The organism is Streptomyces sp. QH1-20, from assembly GCF_041283565.1.
Lineage (GTDB): Bacteria > Actinomycetota > Actinomycetes > Streptomycetales > Streptomycetaceae > Streptomyces > Streptomyces syringius.
Genome location: NZ_CP166299.1, coordinates 5,193,166 through 5,214,401, shown reverse-complemented (window position 1 = coordinate 5,214,401; position 21,236 = coordinate 5,193,166). Strand labels below are relative to the sequence as shown.

The following is a 21,236-nucleotide window of genomic DNA, read 5'->3' as shown; positions in this document are numbered from 1 at the left end:
CGCGGTGCACACCGTGCACGGAACAATCATGGGAGGCGGCGTGACAGCCATCGAGCAGACCGAGGCGCGCCCGCGAGGCACGCGCCTGCCGCGCCGAGCCCGACGCAATCAGCTCCTGGGCGCGGCCCAGGAGGTCTTCGTGGCGCAGGGGTACCACGCGGCGGCGATGGACGACATCGCCGAGCGCGCCGGCGTCAGCAAGCCGGTGCTGTACCAGCACTTCCCCGGCAAGCTGGACCTCTACCTGGCCCTGCTGGACCAGCACTGCGAGTCCCTGCTGCACGCGGTGCGCACCGCGCTCGCCTCCACCTCGGACAACAAGCTGCGCGTGGCGGCCACCATGGACGCCTATTTCGCGTACGTCGAGGACGAGGGCGGCGCCTTCCGGCTCGTCTTCGAGTCCGATCTGACCAACGAGCCGGCCGTGCGCGAGCGGGTCGACAAGGTCTCCCTGGAGTGCGCGACGGCCATCAGCGAGGTCATCGCCGAGGACACCGGCCTGTCGAAGGACGAGGCCATGCTGCTGGCCGTGGGCCTCGGCGGCGTCTCCCAGGTCGTCGCCCGCTACTGGCTCTCCAGCGAGAGCACGGTCCCGCGCGAGACGGCCGTCCAGCTCCTCACCTCGCTGGCGTGGCGCGGCATCGCGGGCTTCCCGAAGAACGCTCCCGAGCTCTGAGGCGGCGCCGGCCGGTCCTCGGGGATCCGCCCGTGTTCGCTGCGAGCGAGCGGGGACCGGCTCGGCTCGTCCCCGCACCGGGCTAATGTGTGGAAGGTACGGCGCGGTTGACCGCGTACCCCTCCCCCGGGCTTCGCCCTGGGGGACCCCACATCTTCGGAGGGACATAAGCCGTGGAGGTCAAGATCGGCGTGCAGCACGCACCCCGCGAGATCGTTCTGGAGAGCGGGCAGTCTGCCGAAGAGGTCGAGCGCCTGGTCGCCGACGCCCTCGGCGGCAAGACGCCGCTGCTGAGCCTGGTGGACGACCACGGCCGCAAGGTCCTGGTGCCCTCCGAGCGACTGGCGTACGTGGAGCTCGGCGAGCCGACCGCCCGTCGGGTCGGTTTCAGCGCGCTCTGAGTCCAGTCGGACGACAGTGACGAACGGCGGGGCCCCGGTGCGGAATTCACCGGGGCCCCGCCGTCGTCGTACCCGACGCGTCCGCAGGGACGAGGGTTGCCGCGGACGGGCATGGGGTAAGACCGCTACGACCGATTTGCACCTGCTCCTCGGCCCCCGCACGGGAGGGAAGTGACCATGATCCTCTGGGAAGCGCTCGGCTCGGTCCTCATCGGCCTCGCCGTCTCCTACGGAGCCCTGCGCTGGCTGCCCGAGCGTTACGGGCAGTTCCGCTCCCGGCTCCTGGCGCTGACCACCGGACCGGTCTCCGCGCTGTTCGGCGCCCTGCTGACCCATTCGGTCCTCGGGTCCGGCCATGCGGTGGCCACCCTGATCGCCTCCCTCTGCGTGGCCGTCGCCCTGCAGTCCCTGCTGCTGCGCCCGGCGAACCGGGCGCCCCGCCGATCAGCCACTGCTTGAAGCGGACCCGCCCGGCGCCGCGCGCGGTCGCGGCTACGCCGCGAGGCCGAGCGCGGCCATCCGCTTGGTGTGCGCCTCGGTGATGCGGGAGAACATCTTCCCGACCTCCGCGAGGTCGAAGCCGTCGGCCACCCCGCCGACCAGCATCGTGGAGAGCGAGTCGCGCTCGGCGACCACGCGCTGCGCCTGGGAGAGCGCCTCGCCCATCAGCCGCCGGGCCCACAGCGCCAGCCGGCCGCCGACCCGCGGCTCGGCCTCGATCGCGGCCCGGACCTTCTCGACCGCGAAGGTCGCGTGGCCGGTGTCGTCCAGCACGGTCAGCACCAGGGCGCGGGTGTCGGAGTCCAGCCGGGCCGCCACCTCGCGGTAGAAGTCACTGGCGATCGAGTCGCCGACGTATGCCTTGACCAGGCCCTCCAGCCAGTCCGAGGGCGCCGTCTGGCGGTGGAACTCGTCCAGCGCCGCCGCGAAGGGCTGCATCGCGCCGGTCGGCTCCACGTCGATCGCGGTCAGCCGGTCACGCAGCCGCTGGAAGTGCTGGAACTCGGCGGTGGCCATCTTGGCCAGCTCGGCCTTGTCATCGAGCGTGGGCGCCAGCTTGGCGTCCTCCGCGAGCCGCTCGAAGGCGGCCAGCTCGCCGTAGGCGAGGGCACCCAGCAGGTCCACCACCGCGGCGCGGTACTGCGGGTCGGCGGAGGCCTGGGCCCAGTCCTGGGCGGCGATTCCGGTCAGTGCTTCGTCGGCGGGCTCGTTGGCCTTGTCGGGCGTCTCCATGAAAGGCACCCTAGCCCGCCCCGCTACAGGGGGAAGGCCCTGGTCAGCCACTTCATCCACATCCGTCCGAAGGATTGTCCGGACACACATGCGCGTTTCCGGGGTACAGTGGTAATGCGCCTGCCGAGTATTCGGTGGGCTGTTCCAATGCTGTGTCTTCTGGAGACGCCACACATCAGTCCCCAGAGTTCCAGCGGATGCCCGGTCGGTGGCCCGATCGGCTTCCACAAAACCGACCGCCCTCCGCGCGGTGCGTACGAGACGTACGCACATCTGGAGGGATCCGCTCGCGGCACGAGAGCTCGAGCGAAGGCAGTGGTCCCGCGCCTTCCGGCTTCCCCAGGCCGGACAGTACCCCGGCGCGGTACGTACGACCCCCTTCGCCGCCTCGCGCCGCGTCTCACAGAAGAGGCAATCCGCTGACATCTCAGCCCACTTTCCGAGACCTCGGGATTCTCCCCGAAATCGCCGAAGCCCTCGAAGCCGTCGGCATCGTGCACCCCTTCCCGATCCAGGAGATGACGCTCCCGGTGGCCCTCTCGGGCTCCGACGTCATCGGCCAGGCCAAGACCGGCACCGGCAAGACGCTGGGCTTCGGCCTGCCCCTGCTGGAGCGCGTCGTCGTCCCCGCCGACATCGAGTCGGGCCGGGCCAAGCCCGAGCAGCTGACCGACGCCCCGCAGGCCCTCGTGGTCGTCCCCACCCGCGAGCTGTGCCAGCAGGTCACCAATGACCTCCTCACCGCCGGCAAGGTCCGCAATGTGCGGGTCCTGGCGATCTACGGCGGCCGTGCCTACGAGCCGCAGGTCGAGGCGCTCAAGAAGGGCGTCGACGTGATCGTCGGTACGCCCGGCCGGCTGCTCGACCTCGCCGGCCAGCGCAAGCTCGACCTCTCGCACGTGAAGGCCCTCGTCCTGGACGAGGCCGACGAGATGCTCGACCTGGGCTTCCTGCCCGACGTCGAGCGGATCATCACGATGCTGCCGGCCAAGCGCCAGACGATGCTGTTCTCGGCGACCATGCCGGGCGCGGTCATCAACCTCGCGCGCCGCTACATGTCGCAGCCCACGCACATCCGCGCCACCGCGCCGGACGACGAGGGCCAGACCGTCGCCAACATCACGCAGCACGTCTTCCGCGCCCACAACATGGACAAGCCGGAGATGGTCTCGCGCATCCTCCAGTCGGAGGGCCGCGCGCTCGCGATGATCTTCTGTCGGACGAAGCGGACGGCGGCGGACATCGCCGACCAGCTCGCGCGTCGCGGCTTCGCCTCCGGCGCGGTCCACGGCGACCTGGGCCAGGGCGCCCGCGAGCAGGCGCTGCGCGCGTTCCGCAACGGCAAGGTCGACGTCCTGGTCTGCACCGACGTCGCCGCCCGCGGCATCGACGTCGACAACGTCACCCACGTGATCAATTACCAGACCCCCGAGGACGAGAAGACCTATCTGCACCGCATCGGCCGCACCGGCCGCGCGGGCAAGTCGGGTACGGCCATCACGCTGGTCGACTGGGACGACATCCCGCGCTGGAAGCTGATCAACAAGGCGCTCGACCTGCCGTTCGACGAGCCGGAGGAGACGTACTCCACCTCCCCGCACCTCTACGAGCTGCTGGGCATCCCGGCCGGCACCAAGGGCATCCTGCCGCGTGCCGAGCGGACGCGCGCCGGGCTCGCGGCCGAGGAGATCGAGGACCTCGGCGAGACCGGCGGCCGTGGTCGCGGCCGTGGCCCGAAGCAGGCGTCGGCGCCGGTGGCCGAGGAGCGCCCGGCCCGTACCCGCACCCCCCGTCAGCGCCGTCGCACCCGCGGTGGCTCGGACCCGGTCGCCGAGACGGCCGCCCCGACGCAGGCCCCGGCCGCGACGGAGCAGTCCGCCCCGCAGACGCCCGCGAAGCCGCGCCGTCGCCGTCGCACCCGCAGCGGTTCCGGCTCCGGCTCCCCGGCCGCCGTCACGCCTGTGACGACCGAGGCCGCGTCCACCGAGGCCCCGGCCGCGAAGGCCCCGGCGTCGGAGCAGCAGGCCGACCGCCAGCCGCGCCGTCGTCGTACGCGTGGCACCCGGCCGCAGGGCGCCCTCGCGCCGCTCGCGCCGCTGGAGGCCGTGCGGAAGGACCCCGAGCCCGACTTCCAGACGGTCCAGACCGTTGTCGCGGCCGCCGCCGCCCCGGTCATTCCGGCCCAGGCCACCGAGGCGGCTCCGGTCGCCCCGAAGCGCACCCGCGCCCGTAAGGCCGTCGTGGCCGAGCCCGAGGCCGACTTCCAGACGGTCGCACCGGCTCCGGCCGTCGAGACCGCCCCGTCCAAGCCGGTCCGCCGCACCCGGGCGAAGAAGGCCGCGGCTCCGGTCGAGACCGCCGCTGTCGTCGAGGCCCCGGTGGCCGAGGAGGCCGCCGAGGTCAAGCCGAAGCGCACCCGCGCCAAGAAGGCCGTCGCCCCGGCCGCCGAGGCCGTCGTCGAGACGGCTCCGGTCGCCGAGGTCGCGGAGGTCGCGGAGGTCGCCGAGGTCAAGCCCAAGCGCACCCGTACGGCCAAGAAGGCCGTGGCCGCGGTGGAGACCGTCGCCGCCCCGGCCGCCGAGGTCGCCGAGGTCGCGGAGACGAAGCCCAAGCGCACCCGGGCGAAGAAGGCCGCCGCTCCGGTGGAGACCGCCGCTGTCACCGAGGCCCCTGTCGCCGAGGAGACTGCCGAGGTCAAGCCGAAGCGCACCCGCGCCAAGAAGGCCGCCGCCCCGGCCGCCGAAGCCGTCGCCGAGACGGTCGAAGCCGCCGAGGCCGAGGTCAAGCCGAAGCGCACGCGTGCCAAGAAGGCCGTCGCCGCCGAGCCCGTCGCCGAGACGGCCCCGGTCGTCGAGGAGAAGCCGAAGCGGACCCGCACCACGAAGGCCGCCGCCGCCAAGGCGGAGGCCGCGGTGGAGACCGCCGAGGCGGCCGAGGCCAAGCCGAAGCGCACTCGCGCCAAGAAGGCCGTCGCCCCGGCCGCCGAAGCCGTCGCCGAGACGGTCGAAGCCGCTGAGGCCAAGCCCAAGCGCACCCGCGCGAAGAAGGCCGTCGCCGCCGAGCCCGAGGCCGCCCCGGCCGCCGAGGTGAAGCCGAAGCGCACCCGCGCCGCGAAGCCCGCGGCCGAGGTGACGGACGAGGCCCCGGCCAAGCCGAAGCGCACGCGCACCACCAAGCCCAAGGTCACCGCCGAGGGCTGACGCACCACCACCGACGGCCGGTCACCCCACGCGGGGTGACCGGCCGTCGGCGTATCCGGGATCCGAACCCGCGGGTCCGGCGGCTGTCGGACGTGGCGTTAGCCTCGTGCCATGAGCCGGCCGCCCTTTCTCACCCTCCCCGCGTGCGCACGCGCGTACCGCCTCGCCACCTCGCGCGGAGAGTTCGCCGTGCACGACGCGCGACCCGCCGCGCCGGCGCGCGGCACGGTGTTGCTCGTCCCCGGATTCACCGGCAGCAAGGAGGACTTCGTCGCGCTGCTGGAGCCCCTCGCGGACGCCGGGTACCGTGCCGTCGCCGTCGACGGCCGGGGGCAGCACGAGAGCGGCGGGCCGCGTACGGAGGGCGCGTACGAGCAGGGTGAGCTGGCCCGGGACGTCCTCGCGCAGGCGGTCGCCCTGGGTGGTGACGTCCATCTGCTCGGGCACTCCCTCGGCGGGCTGATCACGCGCGCCGCCGTGCTCACGGACGCGGCGCCGTTCCGCTCGCTGACCATCATGAGCTGCGGTCCCGCCGCGATCTCCGCGGTACAGCAGGACCGGACCCGGATGCTGATCCACGCCCTGACCACGCTGGACATGGAGGCCGTCTGGCAGGAGATGCGACGGGTGGACGCGGAGAACGGCCCCGCCGAGGACACGCCGCCGGAGCTGGACGCGTTCCTGCACCGGCGCTGGATGGGCACGACGCCGGAGCAACTCATCGCGACCGGGCGCCAGTTGACCGTCGAGCCGGACCGCACGTCGGAGCTGGCCGGGGTGGCGCTGCCCAAGCATGTGATCTCCGGGGCGCTGGACTACGCCTGGCCGGTGCCGTCGATCGACGCGATGGCCAAGGAGCTGTCGGCGGTGCGCACCGTCGTCCAGGGCGCGGGCCACTCCCCCAACGCCGAACGCCCGGCCGCCACGGCGGAGGCCCTCATCCGCTTCTGGGACGTCGCGGACTGAAGGCGCGGTGTCGCCGCGGGCGATGTCCAGGGCGCGTCCGGCGGGTCTGGGGCTGCGGGCCGTCTTGCCGCCTGCGGCGGCGAGCGCCCTGCGGGCGCGTCCTCAATCGCCGGACGGGCTGAAATGAGCCCGTCCGGTGATTAACACTCGGCCTGGGCCGTCACGGTGAAGAGCCCGCCCTCCGGGTCGCGCAGGGTCGCCTCGCGGCCCACCGCCGACCTGCCGGGCTCGGCGGCGACCGTGCCACCCGCCGCGAGGGCCGCCTCCACGGCCTTCTCCACGTCGTCGACGCAGAAGTAGACGTGCCAGCGCGGCCGGACCCGGGGGTCGGGGGCCGCCTCGACGCCGCCGCCGCGCAGACAGGCCACCGTCTGCCCGCCGGCCAGCACCATGACCGCGTCGTCCTCGTAGCGGACCTCGATGCGGCCCGGCCGGTCCGTGGCCCATTCGAAGACCTCGCCGTAGAACATGGCGGCGGCGAAGGCGTCCCGGGTGCGCAGCTCCAGCCAGGCGGGCGCGCCGCCGCTGCCGATGTGCCACCCGGGCAGGAGCTGGCCCTCCCAGAAGCCGAAGACGGCTCCCGCCGGGTCCGCCGCCAGCGCGGCCCGGCCGCGGCCGACGGCGATCGGCCCGACCGCGACGGTCGCGCCGCGCTCGCGGATCCGCGCCGCCACGACATCGGCGTCGTCGACGGCGAAGTAGGAGGTCCAGGAGACGGGGACGCCCATGGACTTGGCGACGTTGCCGAGCCCGGCGACGGGCTTCCCGTCGGCGAGCGCCACCGAGAAGTCCTCGCCCAGGCTGCCCGCCCGGAAGGTCCAGCCCATCACCGCACTGTAGAAATCCTGGGCCGCGGTGAGGTTGCTGGTCAGCAGGCTCACCCAGCAGGGCGCCCCGCGCCCGGCACGGTCGGAGGCCGACATGGCCGATCGCCTCGTTTCTCTTCCGCACTTCGCCGACGGTCATGGGCGGTCGCGACGTCCGCGACCACGCCCCTAGTCAGGGTTCCACTCGCTTACCCGGCGCGCATTCCGGCACGCGCGGGCACGCACGGTGATGGCACCGGGCGCGGGCCCTACCTACGACCGTACGACTGTCTCCCGGCGACCGCGGTTCAGTACTGCGTGCGCAGGTGGTCCCAGAAGCCGTCCCGCAGCGCCCGGCGCAGATCCGCGTGGCCGCGCAGGGACAGGCCGAGCAGCGCCTCCGCCTCGACCAGCAGCTCCTGGTCGACGGAACCGGGCAGATAGGGGTGGCCGGGCAGCAGCTCGGCGAGCGTGGCCCGGCCGCGCGAGCCGAGCCATTGGGCGGCGACCCGGGCGCCGACGAACCGCACGTCGTCGCGGGTGGGGGCGGGCCCCTGGTGGACGGGGGCGTCGCCGAAGGGCTCGTAGACGGCGCGCCGGGTCACATAGGGCTTGCAGAAGTCGAGGTCGAAGGTGCGCTGGCTGTCGACCTCCCACAGCAGCGGCTCGGCCTGGTTCCGGCCGCCGACGGCCTCGATGCCCCAGAGGTGGACGCGCGCGCCGTAGCCCTGCGCGGCCTCGACCGCCGAGACGAGGTCCTCGTCGCCGCCGATGAGCGCCGCGTCGCTGATGGCGCGGTGCCGGGCGAGGGATTCGAGGTCGGTGCGGATGAGGGAGTCGACGCCCTTCTGCTGGTTGTTGGCGTTGAGGTTGCCGAGCCGGACCTTGACGTCGGGGAGCTCGGCGATGCTCTGCTGCTCGGTGGTGTGGATCCGGCGGCGGGCCCCGTCGTACCAATAGACCCGCAGCAGCCGGCTGTCGGGGAAGATCGTGCGCGCCCGGTCGATGAAGGCCTCGATCAGCCCTTCGGCGTCGAGGTCGAAGGTGCGCCGGTCCTCGGTGCCGGTGACGAGCCGCCCGGCCGCGGCGTAGACATAGCCGGCGTCGACGAAGATCGCGTGGGTGGAGGGGGTGGTCGCGACCTCGGCCAGCACCCGGGTGAGCAGCTCGTTCGTCCGCTCGACACCGGCGGCGATCGCGGCGAGGTCCAGGGGGCGGGGGTGCTCTTGGGGGCCGGTGAGGCCCTGTGTGTCATTCATACACATCTCATTGTCGCGGTGGTCACGCAGCGGACACAAGCCGTCACACTACTGACCAGTAATTAGTCAAGTTAAAAATTTCCTTAGCGTAGGGAATGTTTGCAGGTACCACCTCGTTGGACACATGTAGAACGCGCCGCACTGTCGCCGCGCGCGTCACTACTCATTGAAGTTCTCCTCAGGAGGATCAGACGAAGGGAGAAGCCTTGCGCTTCGAGATCATGCGCCTGGACGACGTCGACGGCTCCGCCGTGGACAGCACCGTCGTGGACGCCGCCTCCGTCAACCGGATCGTGCAGCAGGCCGCCCAGATCGGCCAGCGCATCTATATCCGCCCGGCCAGCACCTCGGTCCGGTAACGCCTTACGTTCGGCAACGGCCGACGCCCCCGTACGCTCGATCGTACGGGGGCGTTTCGTATGTCCGGGGCGGTTCGGCCGAGACGTCAGGTGCCGTTGATGACCTGGGTGACACCGTTGATGATCTGCTGCACGGCGAGCGCGGAGAGCATCATGCCCGCGAGCCGCGTCACGAGCACCACGCCGCCGTCCTTGATGACACGGATGATCAGCAGCGAGTAGCGCATCACGAGCCAGAGCACGATGTGCATCGCGGCGATCGCGGTCCACACCGACACCTGCCCGGCGAAGCCGTCCGCGTGCTGCACCGCGAGAATCACCGAGACGATCGCACCGGGGCCGGCGAGCAGCGGCATGCCCAGCGGCACGAGCGCGACGTTGACGTCCTTGGTCTGCGTCGGCTCCTCCGACTTGCCCGTGAGCAGGTCCAGGGCGATGAGCAGCAGGAGCAGACCACCGGCGATCATCAGCGCGGGCGTCGTGATGTGCAGATAGTCCAGGATCTGCTGACCGCAGATGCCGAACACGGCGATCACGCAGAACGCGACGGCCGCCGCCTGCCAGGCCATCTTCCGCTGGATCTTGGCGGGACGGCCGGAGGTGAGGGCGAGGAAGATCGGCGTGATGCCGGGCGGGTCCATGATCACGAAAAGCGTGAGGAAGAGGGATCCGAAGACAGCGATGTCGAACACAGTGAGGGCCTTGCAGGAGTGGTGCGAGCGGGGAGGTGGGGAGCGCGAAGGAGCGCGGGTGCCGAGGGCGTAGGGGTGGGTACGGGCGTACGGGCACGGTCGGGGCCGTACGGGAACCCGGAGGGCAGGAGGGCGGGTCCGGGGAGCGGGCGAGGCCCGGGGTGGGTCAGCCGCCCGCGCCGGGGACGGGGAACGCGCCCGTCGCGCGACGCGTGATCTCGCCGTAGATTTCCGGGTCGGTGGTGTACTCGCCGAGCTCGCAGGTCTTGCGGCTGCCGTGGTAGTCGCTGGAACCGGTGGTCAGCAGACCGAGGTCGGCGGCGAGGCCGCGCAGCCGGGCGCGGGTCGGCTCGTCGTGGTCCATGTGGTCCACCTCGATGCCGTCCAGGCCCGCCGAGGCCAGGGCGGCTATCGCGCTCTCCGGGACGCACCGGCCGCGCTTGACGGCCAGCGGGTGCGCGAGGACGGTGACCCCGCCGGCGGCCTTGACCAGCCGGATGGCCTCGAAGGGGTCGAGTTCGTGCTTGTCGACATAGGCACGGCCGTCATTGGCCAGCCAGTCGGAGGTGAAGGCGTCGGAGACGGTGTCGATCACACCGAGCTCGACCATGGCGGTGGCCACGTGCGGCCGGCCCACGGCGCCGCCGGCGGCGAGCTCCGCCACCCGCTCCCAGGTGATGGGCACGCCCAGCTCACGGAGCTTGGCGACCATGCCGCGGGCGCGGGGCACCCGGTCGTCGCGCACCAGCTCGCGCTCGCGGGCCAGCTCCGGCTCCAGCGGGTCGAAGAGGTAGGCCAGCATGTGCAGGCCGACGGCCGCTTCCCCGGACGGGGAGGGGGCCAGGCGGCAGGAGAGCTCGGCGCCGGTGACCAGGGTCAGCCCCGCGGGGAGGGCCGCGATGGCCTCCGCGTGGCCGCCGACCCCGTCGTGGTCGGTCAGCGCGACGACGTCCAGCCCGGCGGCGGCCGCGTTGCGGACCAGCTCGGCGGGGGTGTCCGTGCCGTCCGAGGCCGTGGAGTGGGTGTGCAGATCGATGCGCACGACACGGCTCCCCACAGCAAGCGGTACGGACAGGACCGGTTCAGGATAGCCGTCGATTGAATACGGCCTGAATACGACCGGGTCCGGCCCGGTCAAGAGGCATGCACGATCACTTACGGAAGCCTGACGTATGTCGCGGGCGTCCGGACCGCCTCGGCGCGCCCCGGGCGGGCCTCAGCGGGGCCCCGGCGACAGGATGCGCGGCGACAGCGCGCCGCACGGCAGCAGATCGACCTCCGCACCCGCGTCACGCAGATCCGTGAGCACCAGCTCGTCGTACATCAACAGCCCCGACCGCTCCGGCCAGACGACGGCCCACAGCCACAGCCCGCGCGCCTCGCCCGCGAACACGGCCCGGTCGTGGGGCGCGCCCTCGACGTGCCAGAGGGGGGTGGGACGGCCGGCGGCGTGCACTTTGGCGGCCGGCGGGCGGTCCACGCACATATGGGGGCCGGGGTCCGGGCCGTCGATGCCCGCGTAGCGCGCGCCGAGGCCGACGCCCAGCTCCTCGGCGACGAGCAGCAGCTCACCGGGGCCGCCCAGCGGGCCGGGTCCGGAACAGGCGACGGCGGTGGCCCGCCCCCCGCTGCGGTCGTCGCCCGCGCACGCCACGCCGGTGAAGAGCCAGCCCACCGGCAGGGGCCAGGGCATCCACACGGGGACCCGGGCCCGGTTGACCACGACGGCCAGCGCCTCGACGCTCGGCGGGACGACAGGCTGCAAGGGGTGCACAGCTCCGTGCACGCCGCACTGCCAGGAGTCGGCGAAGAGACCGGGCGCCCGCACCCGGCCACCGCACTTCGGGCAACTGGGTTCGCCCCTCATAGGGTCCAACGGTCCTCCGCGGTCGGCGCCGCGTCAAGGACGATCACCCGTCCGGGCGGAGTCATGGCGCATTCCCACGGGCGGCCCGTCGCTCTGGTCCCGTCCGAGTCGTATCCGGCACGGGGGTGGGGCGCGGAAGCCGTCGCGCGCCCCACGGCGGCCGCGGTCGGTCGCGAGTCGCGGAGAGCCTTGATCAGCCCAGCGGGACCCCGGCGCGCATCGGATCGCGCAGATCGGTCCCGTGCCGCAGCCACCGCTCCTCCAGGGCCGCCGCGCCCTGCACCCGCTTCCACGCCGCCTCATTGGGCGTCATCGGCAGCAGCGGGAGGAAGCGGACCGGGTCCATCGGCTCGTCCAGCTCCAGATCCTCGACCAGCCCGCCGGACTCGGCGACGAGCACGGAGGTGAAGGGGGCCTCCGGCCAGAGCGGCTCACCGGTGTCCAGCGACGCGCCCGGCGCCACGATGACGCCCTCCACCTGCGGGGACGCGGCGAGCACGGCCAGCGGGCGGAGCACCTTGTCGGTGTCCGCCCGGCCCGTGCGGACGGTGAGGACCAGCTCGGCGCGGGGGCCGCGCAGCGGGTCGACCAGGGTGGCCGTGGGGTCGGCCATCGGTTGGGCGGACATCCCGAGGGTGGCGTAGCGGACGACCTCGCCGCCGGCGTCGGAAGCGGTGAAGCGGAGGACCTCGATGCGGTCCGTGCCCAGGAAGGTGACCGCGGCGCGTGCGTCGGGCTCGCCCAGGGCCGTACGCAGCCGGGCCTCGACCAGTGCGAGAACGTCTGACATGCAGCGAGCATAGAACGCGTATCGAACGGGCAAAGGCGGGGTCCGGTACGCCACGCGGCTGCTAGCCTTGACCTCTGGTCAGGGAATTACGTTCGTCCCTCAGCGGGGACCGGCCGGAGGAGGTGGGGCTGCGGTGGATCCTAGTCGACCGTGCAGTACCGACAGTTCTCCCGTCCCTCCGCTCCGGACGCGCCCTGTGTGACCCAAGAGCCTTCTGCGACCCGGCCGCCGTTTCGGCCGTCCCGGCCCCGGAAGTCCTTTCGCGCCCGCAGTACTTGACGGAAGAGCGCCTTCGTCTCGCTTTGTTCCGTGTTCTCTGCGAAGTTCTCTGCGAACTGCCGTCAGCCTCCACGCACCGCACGAAGCGCCGCCCGATTCGCGGACGTAGCCCCCTGCCCAGGCACTCACGTCCACGTTCCCGGCCGCGTTGCGCCCGCGCCCGTGGCTGACGGCCGGCCCGTGAAGGAGCCAGCCATGTCGATGATCCGCGACCTGCGTGCAGCCGTCCGCCCCGCCCTCCGCCGGGGGGACGCCCCTTACACCTATGACACGACCCGGGACCCTGCCACCAACAGCGCCGTGGTCGACTGCGCCGTCTACCGCGACGGCAAGCGGGCGAGCGCCCACATCAGCCCGGCGGAGGCCATGCGGCGCGTACGGGCCGACGGCGGCTTCGCGTGGATCGGGCTGCATGAGCCGACCGAGCGTGAGTTCTCCGGTATCGCCCGGGAGTTCGGGCTCCACCCGCTCGCCGTGGAGGACGCGATCCACGCCCACCAGCGGCCGAAGCTGGAGCGCTACGACGACACCCTCTTCACCGTCTTCAAGACCATCCACTACGTCGAGCACGCCGAACTCACCGCCACCAGTGAGGTGGTGGAGACCGGCGAGGTGATGTGCTTCACCGGCCGGGACTTCATCATCACGGTCCGGCACGGCGGCCAGGGTTCGCTGCGCGCGCTGCGCCACCGCCTCCAGGACGACCCGGTGCTGCTCGGCAAGGGCCCCTCGGCCGTTCTGCACGCGATCGCCGACCAGGTGGTCGACGGCTACATCGCGGTCGCCGACGCGGTGCAGGACGACATCGACGAGGTGGAGATCGATGTCTTCTCCGCGCCCAGCAAGGGCACTTCGCGCGGCGGCGACGCGGGCCGGATCTACCAGCTCAAGCGTGAGGTGCTGGAGTTCAAGCGAGCCGTCACCCCGTTGATGCGGCCCATGCAGCTGCTGAGCGAGCGGCCGATGCGGCTGGTGGACCCGGACATCCAGAAGTACTTCCGCGACGTCGCGGACCACCTCGCGCGCGTGCACGAGCAGGTGGTCTCCTTCGACGACCTGCTCAACTCGATCCTCCAGGCCAACCTCGCGCAGGCGTCGGTCGCGCAGAACGAGGACATGCGCAAGATCACCTCGTGGGCGGCGATCTTCGCCGTGCCGACGATGATCGCGGGGATCTACGGCATGAACTTCGACCACATGCCGGAGCTGAAGTGGAAGTACGGCTACCCGACGGTCATGGTCGTCACGGTCACGATCTGTGTGGCGATCCACCGGGGGTTCAAGCGGAACGGGTGGCTGTAGAGGCGGGGGGCGACAGCGGAACCGGCCGGGGGCCCGGGGGTTGCCCCCGGGAAAACACAGCAAGAGGAACGGGTGGCTGTAGGGGCGGGGCCCTCACAAGGCCGTTGAAGACCCCGCCCGTCAGACACCCGTTTCGACCTGCGGCTTCCGGGTGCGGTCAGCCATGATCACCAGGGCCAGGCCCGCCATGATCACCGCGAGCGCCGGGTAGGCCGCGGCGGACGGCAGCTGGCCCAGCCAGACGGCCGCGATCAGGGCCGCGCCCGGTGTCTCCAACAGGATCGCCGTCGAGGTGACGGACGGGCCGAGGCCCTTGACGACCCGGTTGATGAGGGAGTGCCCGAGCAGTTGGGCGCAGACGGTCAGCACGGCCAGCTTGAGCCACGTCCCGCCGCTGTAGCCGCCCAGGGCGGAGCCCGAGACGAGACAGGTGACGAGCAGCAGCACGGTCGTCGTGGCGTAGCAGACGTAGGTGTACGCGAGGGTGCCCACCGTCCGCCGCACCTCCGCTCCCAGCAGCACGTACCCCGCCGCCGCCATGCCGCCCGCGAGGGCCAGGGCGTCCCCGGCGAGGGCGCGCGGGGAGAGGGACAGGTCCACGCCCGTGAGGATCACGACGCCGAGGAAGGCGAGGGCGGTGCCCGCCCAGACGAGCGCGGGCGGGCGGTGGCCGCGCAGGCGCAGCAGGAGCGTCGTCCAGATCGGGGTGGTGGTGACCAGCGCGGTCGAGGAGGCGACCGAGGTCATGTGCAGGCTCGGCAGCCACACCGCGAAGTGCACGGCGAGCAGCGCCCCCGCGGCGACGGCCAGCAGCAGCGCGCGACGGCCCATGCCGAACAGCTCCGCGCGGTGCCGGAACAGGGCGAAGGGGGTGAGCGCGCCGACGGCCATGGCGTTGCGCCAGAACGCGATGGCGAGCGCGGGGGCCGCGGTGGCGGCGATGAGTGGGGCGGAGAGCGAGACACCGGCGATGGCTGTCGCGAGCAGCACCAGATCGGTACGCATCCCGGGTCGCATGCCTTGCCCTTCGGGCCCCTGCGGATCGGTGGATATCGCGGGGGACGGGTCGCCACGACGGGCACGGGCTGCTCTCACGCTTCCCAGCGTATGCGCTGCGCTGTGCCCTACAGCGGGCCTGGTGGGCTTAGGCCGTCGGCCCGGTGCAGCGCTGTTTCGCCTGCGGCGGGCTGTGGGGGTTCGGGCCGTCGGCGCCGCCGGGCGTTCATCGTGGGTCGGGCCCGTCCCGCTCCGGTGGGTCGCGGGGCTGCTTCGCTTTACGCCCCGCACCCCACCTGCGCGTCCCGAGCCCTCAGGCCGGTGAGCCTGCGGCGCCTCCGCCCCTGGGGGAGGATCGGTTACCCGGCACGCCATCACGCCAGTGGACCGGTATGCCCGCCGCTTAAGGTAATCGCATGACGCTGACGCAGGCCCTGATCGAAGAGGCCACCAAGAAGTCCGGTCTCATCTGGGTGGAAGGGCCCACCGGCCCCAGCCGTGCGCTGTGGCATGTGTGGCACGAGGGTGCCGTGCATCTCGTGGGCGGGCCCGGGGAGCAGCCGTTGGAGGGGCTCGCGCTCGAGGACGGCGGGGTGGCGACCGTGACCGTGCGCAGCAAGGACAAGGGCGGGCGGCTCGTCATGTGGGTCGGCCGGGTCACCGTGCTGGAGCCCCGGGGCGAGGCGTGGGAGGGGGCCGTGGGCGAGCTGAAGGGCAAGCGGCTCAACGCGCCGGACGCCGAGACGATCGAGGAGCGGTGGGCCCGCGACTGCCGGGTGCTGCGGATCGAGCCGAACGGGGCGACCGGTGAGCTGCCCGACGGTTCGCTGGCCGCCAGGCCGCTGCCGACGTCCGCCACGACCCGGCAGCCGATGCCCGCGGCGCTGCCGAGGCTGCTGCGCAAGGGCCTGGGGCGGAAGAAGCGGCGTTAGCCGGTCCGCGGGATCTGCTTCCCGTAGTCGACCATCTGCTTCTTCTCCGGCACGGCCAGCGCGAAGTCCTGGCCCCAGCCGCCCAGTTCCAGCTGGCCTCCGCCACCCGCGCGCTGCACGCGCAGCGGGTAGGGAGTGCCGTTGAGCGAGACGTCGAGCTGGCCGCCGTTGCCCGCGCCGCCGCTGATGCGGATCGTCCGGACGCCGCCGACGGTGCCGTGCTCGCCGCGGGCGAGCTTGCCGTGCAGTCCGAGGAGGCCGTCGAGGAGCACGTCCTTGTCGGTGAAGCCCTTGAACTGCTGGTAGGAGGGGTCGCCGGTCGGGACCTTCACGTACTTGTCGTCGAGCTTGTCGGCCGCGGCCGCGGCGTCGCCCTTGGCGGCCGGCTTCCCGGTGGCGGCACCCGGGGTGCCCGCCGCGCCCTGGCCCGGGACGGCGTCGTGCGACCAGAACGCCTTGTTCGCCTTCAGGAACAGGGCGTCGCCGACGCGTAGCAGCTCGAAGGTGCTGCCGTTGGAGGAGACCCGGCCCATGCCGCCGTCCTTCTTCAGCCGCATGTCGAGCTTGTACGTGCGGCCCTGGCTGACGACGTTGCCGGAGAGGTGGACCGCGGCGGCGCTGCGGGCGGCCGCGCGGGCCTTGGTCTGGATCACCGTGGCTTCGAGCTTGCCGACACCGTTGGTCCCCTTGTCGGGGTCCTCGGGGGTGCTGCCGCCGCAGGCCGTGAGCGTCGCGGCCAGGGCGGCGCACACTGCCCCTACGAGGGCCGCGTTCCGGGTTCGCACCTTGGCTCCTGCCTCCTGTTACCGATGGGAGTACGGCAGCGTACCCGCGCCGCCCGGAGCGTACGCGGGGAGACCGTACGGGCGCACCCTCGCGGCGGGGCGCAGCCGGTCACGTTAGCCTGAATCGCAGATCGGCCGGTGACCGGCCGGGGAACGGCCAGGGGTCAGGAGGTTCGCGGCATGGCAGCAGGCGCCCCCCGGGTCTTCGTCTCGCACCTCTCGGGCGTGGCCGTGTTCGATCCGAACGGCGACCAGGTGGGCCGGGTGCGCGACCTGGTGGCGATGCTGCGGGTCGGTGGCCGCCCGCCGCGGGTCCTCGGGCTGGTCGTGGAGGTCGTCAGCCGGCGCCGGATCTTTCTGCCCATGACCCGGGTGACCGGGGTGGAGTCCGGCCAGGTCATCACCACGGGCGTGGTCAACATGCGGCGCTTCGAGCAGCGGCCGACCGAGCGGCTGATCCTCGGCGAGCTGCTGGACCGGCGGGTGCGGCTGGCCGACGCGGATCCGAAGGACGCCGAGGTCACGGTCCTCGATGTGTCGATCACCCAGCTGCCGGCCCGCCGTGACTGGGAGATCGACAAGGTTTTCGTGCGGCGCGGCAAGGGCGGGGCGTTGCGCCGCAAGGGCGAGACGCTGACGGTCGAGTGGTCGGCCGTGACGGGCTTCTCCATGGAGGAGCAGGGGCAGGGCGCGGAGAACCTCCTGGCGACCTTCGAACGGCTGCGCCCGGCCGACCTGGCCAATGTGCTGCACCATCTGTCGCCCAAGCGGCGCTCGGAGGTGGCGGCGGCGCTGGACGACGACCGGCTGGCGGACGTGCTGGAGGAGCTGCCGGAGGACGACCAGATCGAGATCCTCGGCAAGCTGAAGGAGGAGCGCGCCGCCGACGTCCTGGAGGCGATGGACCCGGACGACGCGGCCGACCTGCTCTCGGAGCTGCCCGAGGAGGAGATGGAGCGGCTGCTGACGCTGATGCAGCCGGGCGACGCCGCCGACGTACGGCGGCTGCTGGCGTACGAGGAGCGGACGGCCGGCGGGCTGATGACCACCGAACCGATCGTGCTGCGCCCGGACGCCACCGTCGCCGACGCGCTGGCCCGGGTGCGCAACCCCGATCTGTCCCCCGCGCTCGCCGCGCAGGTCTACGTCTGCCGGCCGCCGGACGAGACGCCGACGGGCAAGTATCTGGGCACCGTGCACTTCCAGCGGCTGCTGCGCGACCCGCCCTTCACGCTCGTCGGCTCGATCGCCGACACGGATCTGCGGCCGTTGCCGCCGGGCACCCCGCTGCCGGCCGTCACCAGCTATCTGGCGACCTACAACATGGTCGCCGCGCCCGTCGTGGACGAGAGCGGCTCGCTGCTGGGCGCGGTGACCGTCGACGACGTCCTGGACCATCTGCTGCCCGAGGACTGGCGGGAGACCGAGCTGCACCACGGCGCGCTGGACATGAGCGATCTGCGGGAGAGCGTCGATGGGCACTGACCGCGGCCGCGACTTCGGGCTCACCCCGCGCGGGGAGCGCGGCGAGTCCAAGGACCGGGCCAAGGAGCGGGCCAAGGCGCAGTCCGCCGCCCCGCAGCGGGTGCGGCTGGACCAGCCCCGCCTCAAGCGGCGCAGCTGGCTGCCGACGTACGACCCGGAGGCCTTCGGCCACGCCTCGGAGCGGATCGCCCGGTTCCTGGGCACGGGCCGCTTCATCGTGTGGATGACGATCGTCATCATCCTGTGGGTGGTGTGGAACACGTCCGCGCCCGCTCATCTGCGGTGGGACACGTACCCGTTCATCTTCCTGACCCTGATGCTCTCGCTCCAGGCCTCGTACGCGGCGCCGCTGATCCTGCTGGCGCAGAACCGGCAGGACGACCGGGACCGGGTCAATCTGGAGCAGGACCGCAAGCAGAACGAGCGGTCCATCGCGGACACCGAGTACCTCACGCGGGAGATCGCGGCGCTGCGGATGGGGCTCGGCGAGGTCGCCACACGGGACTGGATCCGCTCGGAGTTCCAGGAGCTGGTGAAGGAACTGGAACAGCGGCGGATATTCCCGGAAGAGAGTGAGGAACGCGACCGCTGACAGCCCTTTCCGCGGCCCTGGTCGGGCGCCGTACCATCGACCGTATGGCTACCGACACTGCACCGGGCTCCGCGCCGAGCGAGGACGCGATCCGCGCCGCGCTCGCGACGGTGAACGACCCCGAGATCCACCGGCCGATCACCGAGCTGGGCATGGTCAAATCCGTCGGGATCGCCGCGGACGGCACCGTCGCCGTGGTCGTCTACCTGACGGTGTCCGGTTGCCCGATGCGCGAGACGATCACGAAGAACGTACGGGACGCGGTCGCGGGCGTCGCCGGCGTCACGGGCGTCACCGTCGAGCTGGACGTGATGAGCGACGAGCAGCGCAAGGAGCTGGCCTCCGCGCTGCGCGGCGGCACGGCCGAGCGCGAGGTCCCCTTCGCCCAGCCCGGCTCGCTGACCCGCGTCTACGCGGTCGCCTCCGGCAAGGGCGGCGTCGGCAAGTCCTCCGTGACGGTCAACCTGGCGGCGGCGATGGCGGCCGACGGGCTGAAGGTCGGCGTCGTCGACGCGGACATCTACGGCCACTCGGTGCCGCGCATGCTGGGCGCCGAGGGCAAGCCCACCCAGGTCGAGAACATGATCATGCCGCCGTCGGCGAACGGCGTGAAGGTCATCTCGATCGGGATGTTCACTCCGGGCAACGCCCCGGTGGTGTGGCGCGGCCCGATGCTGCACCGTGCGCTCCAGCAGTTCCTGGCGGATGTCTACTGGGGCGACCTCGACGTCCTCCTGCTGGACCTGCCGCCGGGCACCGGTGACATCGCGATCTCCGTCGCGCAGCTCGTGCCGAACGCCGAGATCCTGGTGGTGACGACCCCTCAGCAGGCCGCCGCCGAGGTCGCCGAGCGCGCCGGTTCGATCGCCGTGCAGACCCACCAGAAGATCGTCGGCGTCGTGGAGAACATGTCCGGGCTGCCCTGCCCGCACTGCGACGAGATGGTCGACGTCTTCGGTTCGGGCGGCGGTCAGCGGGTCGCCGACGGCCTGACCCGGACCACGGGCGCGAACGTGCCGGTGCTGGGTTCCATCCCGATCGACGTGCGGCTGCGCGAGGGCGGCGACGAGGGCAAGCCCGTCGTCCTGACCGACCCGGAGTCCCCGGCGGGCAGCGCGCTGCGCGCCATCGCCGGCAAGCTGGGCGGCCGCCAGCGCGGCCTGTCGGGCATGTCGCTGGGCATCACCCCGCGCAATAAGTTCTGACCGGCCGCGGAGCCGGACGGTAAGGGGCGGTCTCCCTCGGAGGCCGCCCCTTACCCATGACCGGATGCCGGTCAGTGCTCGTAGGAGGCGATCTCCTTGATCACCGAGAAGCCCATGCCGTACGCGCTCATGCCACGCCCGTACGCGCCCAGGTGGACCCCTCCTTCGGCCGACCCCGCGAGGACCCAGCCGTACTCGGACTCGCGGTAGCGGAATTCGGTCGGCACCCCGTCCACCGGGAGCGACAGCGTCGACCACGCCGCGTCGTCCAGATGGTCCGCGAGCTCCCAGGCCAGCGCCGTCTGCTGGTCCAGCCAGTCCTGCCGCAGGGCCCGCTCCATCTGCGCGGGCCACGTGCACGACAGCAGCCCCGAACCGGCGAGCCAGGCCGCCGAGGAGACCGAGGTGGCCTCCAGCACGCCCGTACCGTCGGCGCTGCGCCGCAGCGGGCGGCTCGCGACGGTCACCACGACCGCGAAGCGCTGCCGGGAGCCGTGGCCGCCGATGTGCTCGCCGCGCAGCGAGGGCTCCTCGCCGTGGCCCGTCGCCCCGTGTTCCACCGTGCCGTCGGCGGCGGCGCCCACCTGCATCAGCCAGCGCCGCCCCGTGTACGCCTCGTCCAGGCCGTACCACGGGAACGAAGCCATCAGATAGCCGTCGACCGACCGCCGGGTACCGGTCCCGCCCTGTGCCGCTTCCTGCACCGCGGACGCGGTGTCCACGGCGGACGCATCGGTTGTACCGGCCCCCTGGGCCCCTACCCGACTCGTCGTCTCCATCTGCGTGGCGCCTCCTTGTTGCCCTGCCGGCCCGGGCGAGCACGCCCCTCAAGGACGACTTCACCCCAAACACAGGGAGGATAGCCACCCCCGTCAATGGCGCCCGGCATACGCGAACTCAGGTGGCGTCGGAATCGAACGGCGGAGGTGTGCCGACATCCCGCGTGGCCTGCTTCTTCAGCAGGTCCGGGGTGTCCGAGCCGCCCGCGGAAGGGGCCGGCCGGGTGGATTCGCGGCCGTGCACGGCGTCCGTGACCTCGGCCATCTCCGACTTGAAGTCGAAGCCGTTGCGGATCTCCTTCAGCCCCAGCTCGTCCTTGTCCAGGACGTGCTTGCGGACGAAGGTCTTGGGGTTCAGGTCCTCGAACTCGAAGTCCTTGAATTCCGGGCCCAGCTCGGAGCGGATGTCCTCTTTGGCGCTCTCGGAGAACTGCCGGATCTTGCGCAGGGTCCGGGACACGTCCTGGATGACCTTGGGCAGCTTGTCCGGGCCGAAGATGAGCACCGCCAGCACGGCGAGCGCGACCAGCTCGAAGAATCCTATGTCGAGCACGTGCAGCTCCTTGATGCGTCAGTGGCCGACGGGCCAGGCCATCTATCACGGTACCTGGCCCGGAGCGGGCCGAGGGAAC

General features: G+C 72.2%; 22 protein-coding genes. 11 read left to right on the top strand and 11 right to left on the bottom strand.

Features of this window, described 5'->3' with window-relative positions; translation table 11 throughout:
* Nucleotides 1-40: 40 nt before the first annotated feature.
* The 3 genes from AB8O64_RS23755 to AB8O64_RS23745 all read left to right on the top strand — a co-directional run bounded on the left by AB8O64_RS23755 (nucleotide 41) and on the right by AB8O64_RS23745 (nucleotide 1,536).
* Complete coding sequence (locus AB8O64_RS23755) at nucleotides 41-676, top strand: TetR/AcrR family transcriptional regulator (RefSeq protein ID WP_130879760.1); 636 nt, start codon at nucleotides 41-43, stop codon at nucleotides 674-676.
* A gap of 173 nt (nucleotides 677-849) precedes the next feature.
* Nucleotides 850-1,077, top strand: a complete 228-nt coding sequence (locus tag AB8O64_RS23750; protein WP_130879759.1) for a DUF3107 domain-containing protein — start codon at nucleotides 850-852, stop codon at nucleotides 1,075-1,077.
* A gap of 177 nt (nucleotides 1,078-1,254) precedes the next feature.
* On the top strand, nucleotides 1,255-1,536 hold the full coding sequence (locus tag AB8O64_RS23745; RefSeq protein WP_207303972.1) for a hypothetical protein: 282 nt from the start codon (nucleotides 1,255-1,257) through the stop codon (nucleotides 1,534-1,536).
* 33 nt (nucleotides 1,537-1,569) lie between these two features.
* Here AB8O64_RS23745 and AB8O64_RS23740 read toward each other — a convergent pair whose 3' ends face one another.
* Nucleotides 1,570-2,310, bottom strand: coding sequence for a ferritin-like fold-containing protein (locus AB8O64_RS23740; protein WP_370421254.1), 741 nt, complete (start codon nucleotides 2,308-2,310; stop codon nucleotides 1,570-1,572).
* A gap of 518 nt (nucleotides 2,311-2,828) precedes the next feature.
* Between AB8O64_RS23740 and AB8O64_RS23735 the strand changes: the two genes are divergently transcribed.
* Entirely contained in the window at nucleotides 2,829-5,510 is a 2,682-nt protein-coding gene (locus AB8O64_RS23735) for a DEAD/DEAH box helicase (RefSeq protein ID WP_370421252.1), read from the top strand.
* 111 nt (nucleotides 5,511-5,621) lie between these two features.
* Nucleotides 5,622-6,476 (top strand): alpha/beta fold hydrolase, encoded by an 855-nt coding sequence (locus AB8O64_RS23730; RefSeq protein ID WP_370421251.1) that lies wholly within the window; start codon nucleotides 5,622-5,624, stop codon nucleotides 6,474-6,476.
* A 140-nt stretch (nucleotides 6,477-6,616) separates the two neighbouring features.
* On the opposite strand, the gene AB8O64_RS23725 is transcribed toward AB8O64_RS23730, so the two are convergent.
* Nucleotides 6,617-7,399 (bottom strand): VOC family protein, encoded by a 783-nt coding sequence (locus tag AB8O64_RS23725; RefSeq protein WP_370421250.1) that lies wholly within the window; start codon nucleotides 7,397-7,399, stop codon nucleotides 6,617-6,619.
* A 191-nt stretch (nucleotides 7,400-7,590) separates the two neighbouring features.
* Nucleotides 7,591-8,541 carry an NYN domain-containing protein gene (locus AB8O64_RS23720; RefSeq protein WP_356454082.1) on the bottom strand — a complete coding sequence of 317 codons (951 nt, stop codon included), beginning with the start codon at nucleotides 8,539-8,541 and terminating at the stop codon, nucleotides 7,591-7,593.
* Nucleotides 8,542-8,747: 206 nt separating this feature from the next.
* Between AB8O64_RS23720 and AB8O64_RS23715 the strand changes: the two genes are divergently transcribed.
* The gene (locus AB8O64_RS23715; protein ID WP_165451601.1) at nucleotides 8,748-8,900 is read left to right on the top strand and encodes a hypothetical protein; all 153 of its coding nucleotides are present in this window, start codon (nucleotides 8,748-8,750) and stop codon (nucleotides 8,898-8,900) included.
* An 86-nt stretch (nucleotides 8,901-8,986) separates the two neighbouring features.
* Here AB8O64_RS23715 and AB8O64_RS23710 read toward each other — a convergent pair whose 3' ends face one another.
* The 4 genes from AB8O64_RS23710 to AB8O64_RS23695 form a co-directional block, all read right to left on the bottom strand.
* Nucleotides 8,987-9,592 carry a MarC family protein gene (locus AB8O64_RS23710; RefSeq protein ID WP_130879753.1) on the bottom strand — a complete coding sequence of 202 codons (606 nt, stop codon included), beginning with the start codon at nucleotides 9,590-9,592 and terminating at the stop codon, nucleotides 8,987-8,989.
* 166 nt (nucleotides 9,593-9,758) lie between these two features.
* Nucleotides 9,759-10,634, bottom strand: a complete 876-nt coding sequence (locus AB8O64_RS23705) for a PHP domain-containing protein (protein WP_370421247.1) — start codon at nucleotides 10,632-10,634, stop codon at nucleotides 9,759-9,761.
* Between the two features lie 174 nt (nucleotides 10,635-10,808).
* Nucleotides 10,809-11,459: a DUF6758 family protein gene (locus AB8O64_RS23700; RefSeq protein ID WP_130879751.1), complete on the bottom strand. Its 651-nt coding sequence runs from the start codon at nucleotides 11,457-11,459 to the stop codon at nucleotides 10,809-10,811.
* A gap of 193 nt (nucleotides 11,460-11,652) precedes the next feature.
* Entirely contained in the window at nucleotides 11,653-12,249 is a 597-nt protein-coding gene (locus tag AB8O64_RS23695; RefSeq protein WP_370421246.1) for a suppressor of fused domain protein, read from the bottom strand.
* Nucleotides 12,250-12,723: 474 nt separating this feature from the next.
* On the opposite strand from AB8O64_RS23695, the gene AB8O64_RS23690 reads away from it, so the two are divergent.
* On the top strand, nucleotides 12,724-13,830 hold the full coding sequence (locus tag AB8O64_RS23690) for a magnesium and cobalt transport protein CorA (RefSeq protein ID WP_356454086.1): 1,107 nt from the start codon (nucleotides 12,724-12,726) through the stop codon (nucleotides 13,828-13,830).
* Nucleotides 13,831-13,950: 120 nt separating this feature from the next.
* Here AB8O64_RS23690 and AB8O64_RS23685 read toward each other — a convergent pair whose 3' ends face one another.
* A complete protein-coding gene (locus tag AB8O64_RS23685; protein WP_370421244.1) occupies nucleotides 13,951-14,925 on the bottom strand; it encodes a DMT family transporter in 975 nt (324 codons plus the stop codon).
* A gap of 317 nt (nucleotides 14,926-15,242) precedes the next feature.
* On the opposite strand from AB8O64_RS23685, the gene AB8O64_RS23680 reads away from it, so the two are divergent.
* Entirely contained in the window at nucleotides 15,243-15,758 is a 516-nt protein-coding gene (locus AB8O64_RS23680; protein ID WP_370421242.1) for a hypothetical protein, read from the top strand.
* On the opposite strand, the gene AB8O64_RS23675 is transcribed toward AB8O64_RS23680, so the two are convergent.
* Nucleotides 15,755-16,543: a hypothetical protein gene (locus tag AB8O64_RS23675; RefSeq protein ID WP_370421240.1), complete on the bottom strand. Its 789-nt coding sequence runs from the start codon at nucleotides 16,541-16,543 to the stop codon at nucleotides 15,755-15,757. The genes AB8O64_RS23680 and AB8O64_RS23675 overlap by 4 nt on opposite strands.
* 180 nt (nucleotides 16,544-16,723) lie before the next feature.
* Between AB8O64_RS23675 and AB8O64_RS23670 the strand changes: the two genes are divergently transcribed.
* From AB8O64_RS23670 to AB8O64_RS23660, 3 genes are read left to right on the top strand one after another with little or no spacing between them, the layout of a single operon-like run.
* Complete coding sequence (locus AB8O64_RS23670; RefSeq protein WP_356454089.1) at nucleotides 16,724-18,028, top strand: magnesium transporter MgtE N-terminal domain-containing protein; 1,305 nt, start codon at nucleotides 16,724-16,726, stop codon at nucleotides 18,026-18,028.
* A complete protein-coding gene (locus tag AB8O64_RS23665) occupies nucleotides 18,018-18,620 on the top strand; it encodes a DUF1003 domain-containing protein (RefSeq protein WP_356454090.1) in 603 nt (200 codons plus the stop codon). Before AB8O64_RS23670 ends, AB8O64_RS23665 begins: the two co-directional genes overlap by 11 nt.
* 44 nt (nucleotides 18,621-18,664) lie before the next feature.
* Nucleotides 18,665-19,825 (top strand): Mrp/NBP35 family ATP-binding protein, encoded by a 1,161-nt coding sequence (locus tag AB8O64_RS23660; protein WP_356454091.1) that lies wholly within the window; start codon nucleotides 18,665-18,667, stop codon nucleotides 19,823-19,825.
* A 71-nt stretch (nucleotides 19,826-19,896) separates the two neighbouring features.
* Here AB8O64_RS23660 and AB8O64_RS23655 read toward each other — a convergent pair whose 3' ends face one another.
* Both AB8O64_RS23655 and AB8O64_RS23650 read right to left on the bottom strand, forming a co-directional pair.
* Nucleotides 19,897-20,604 (bottom strand): hypothetical protein, encoded by a 708-nt coding sequence (locus AB8O64_RS23655; protein ID WP_370421237.1) that lies wholly within the window; start codon nucleotides 20,602-20,604, stop codon nucleotides 19,897-19,899.
* Nucleotides 20,605-20,722: 118 nt separating this feature from the next.
* Nucleotides 20,723-21,157 carry a sec-independent translocase gene (locus AB8O64_RS23650; RefSeq protein ID WP_370421235.1) on the bottom strand — a complete coding sequence of 145 codons (435 nt, stop codon included), beginning with the start codon at nucleotides 21,155-21,157 and terminating at the stop codon, nucleotides 20,723-20,725.
* Between the last annotated feature and the right edge of the window lie 79 nt (nucleotides 21,158-21,236).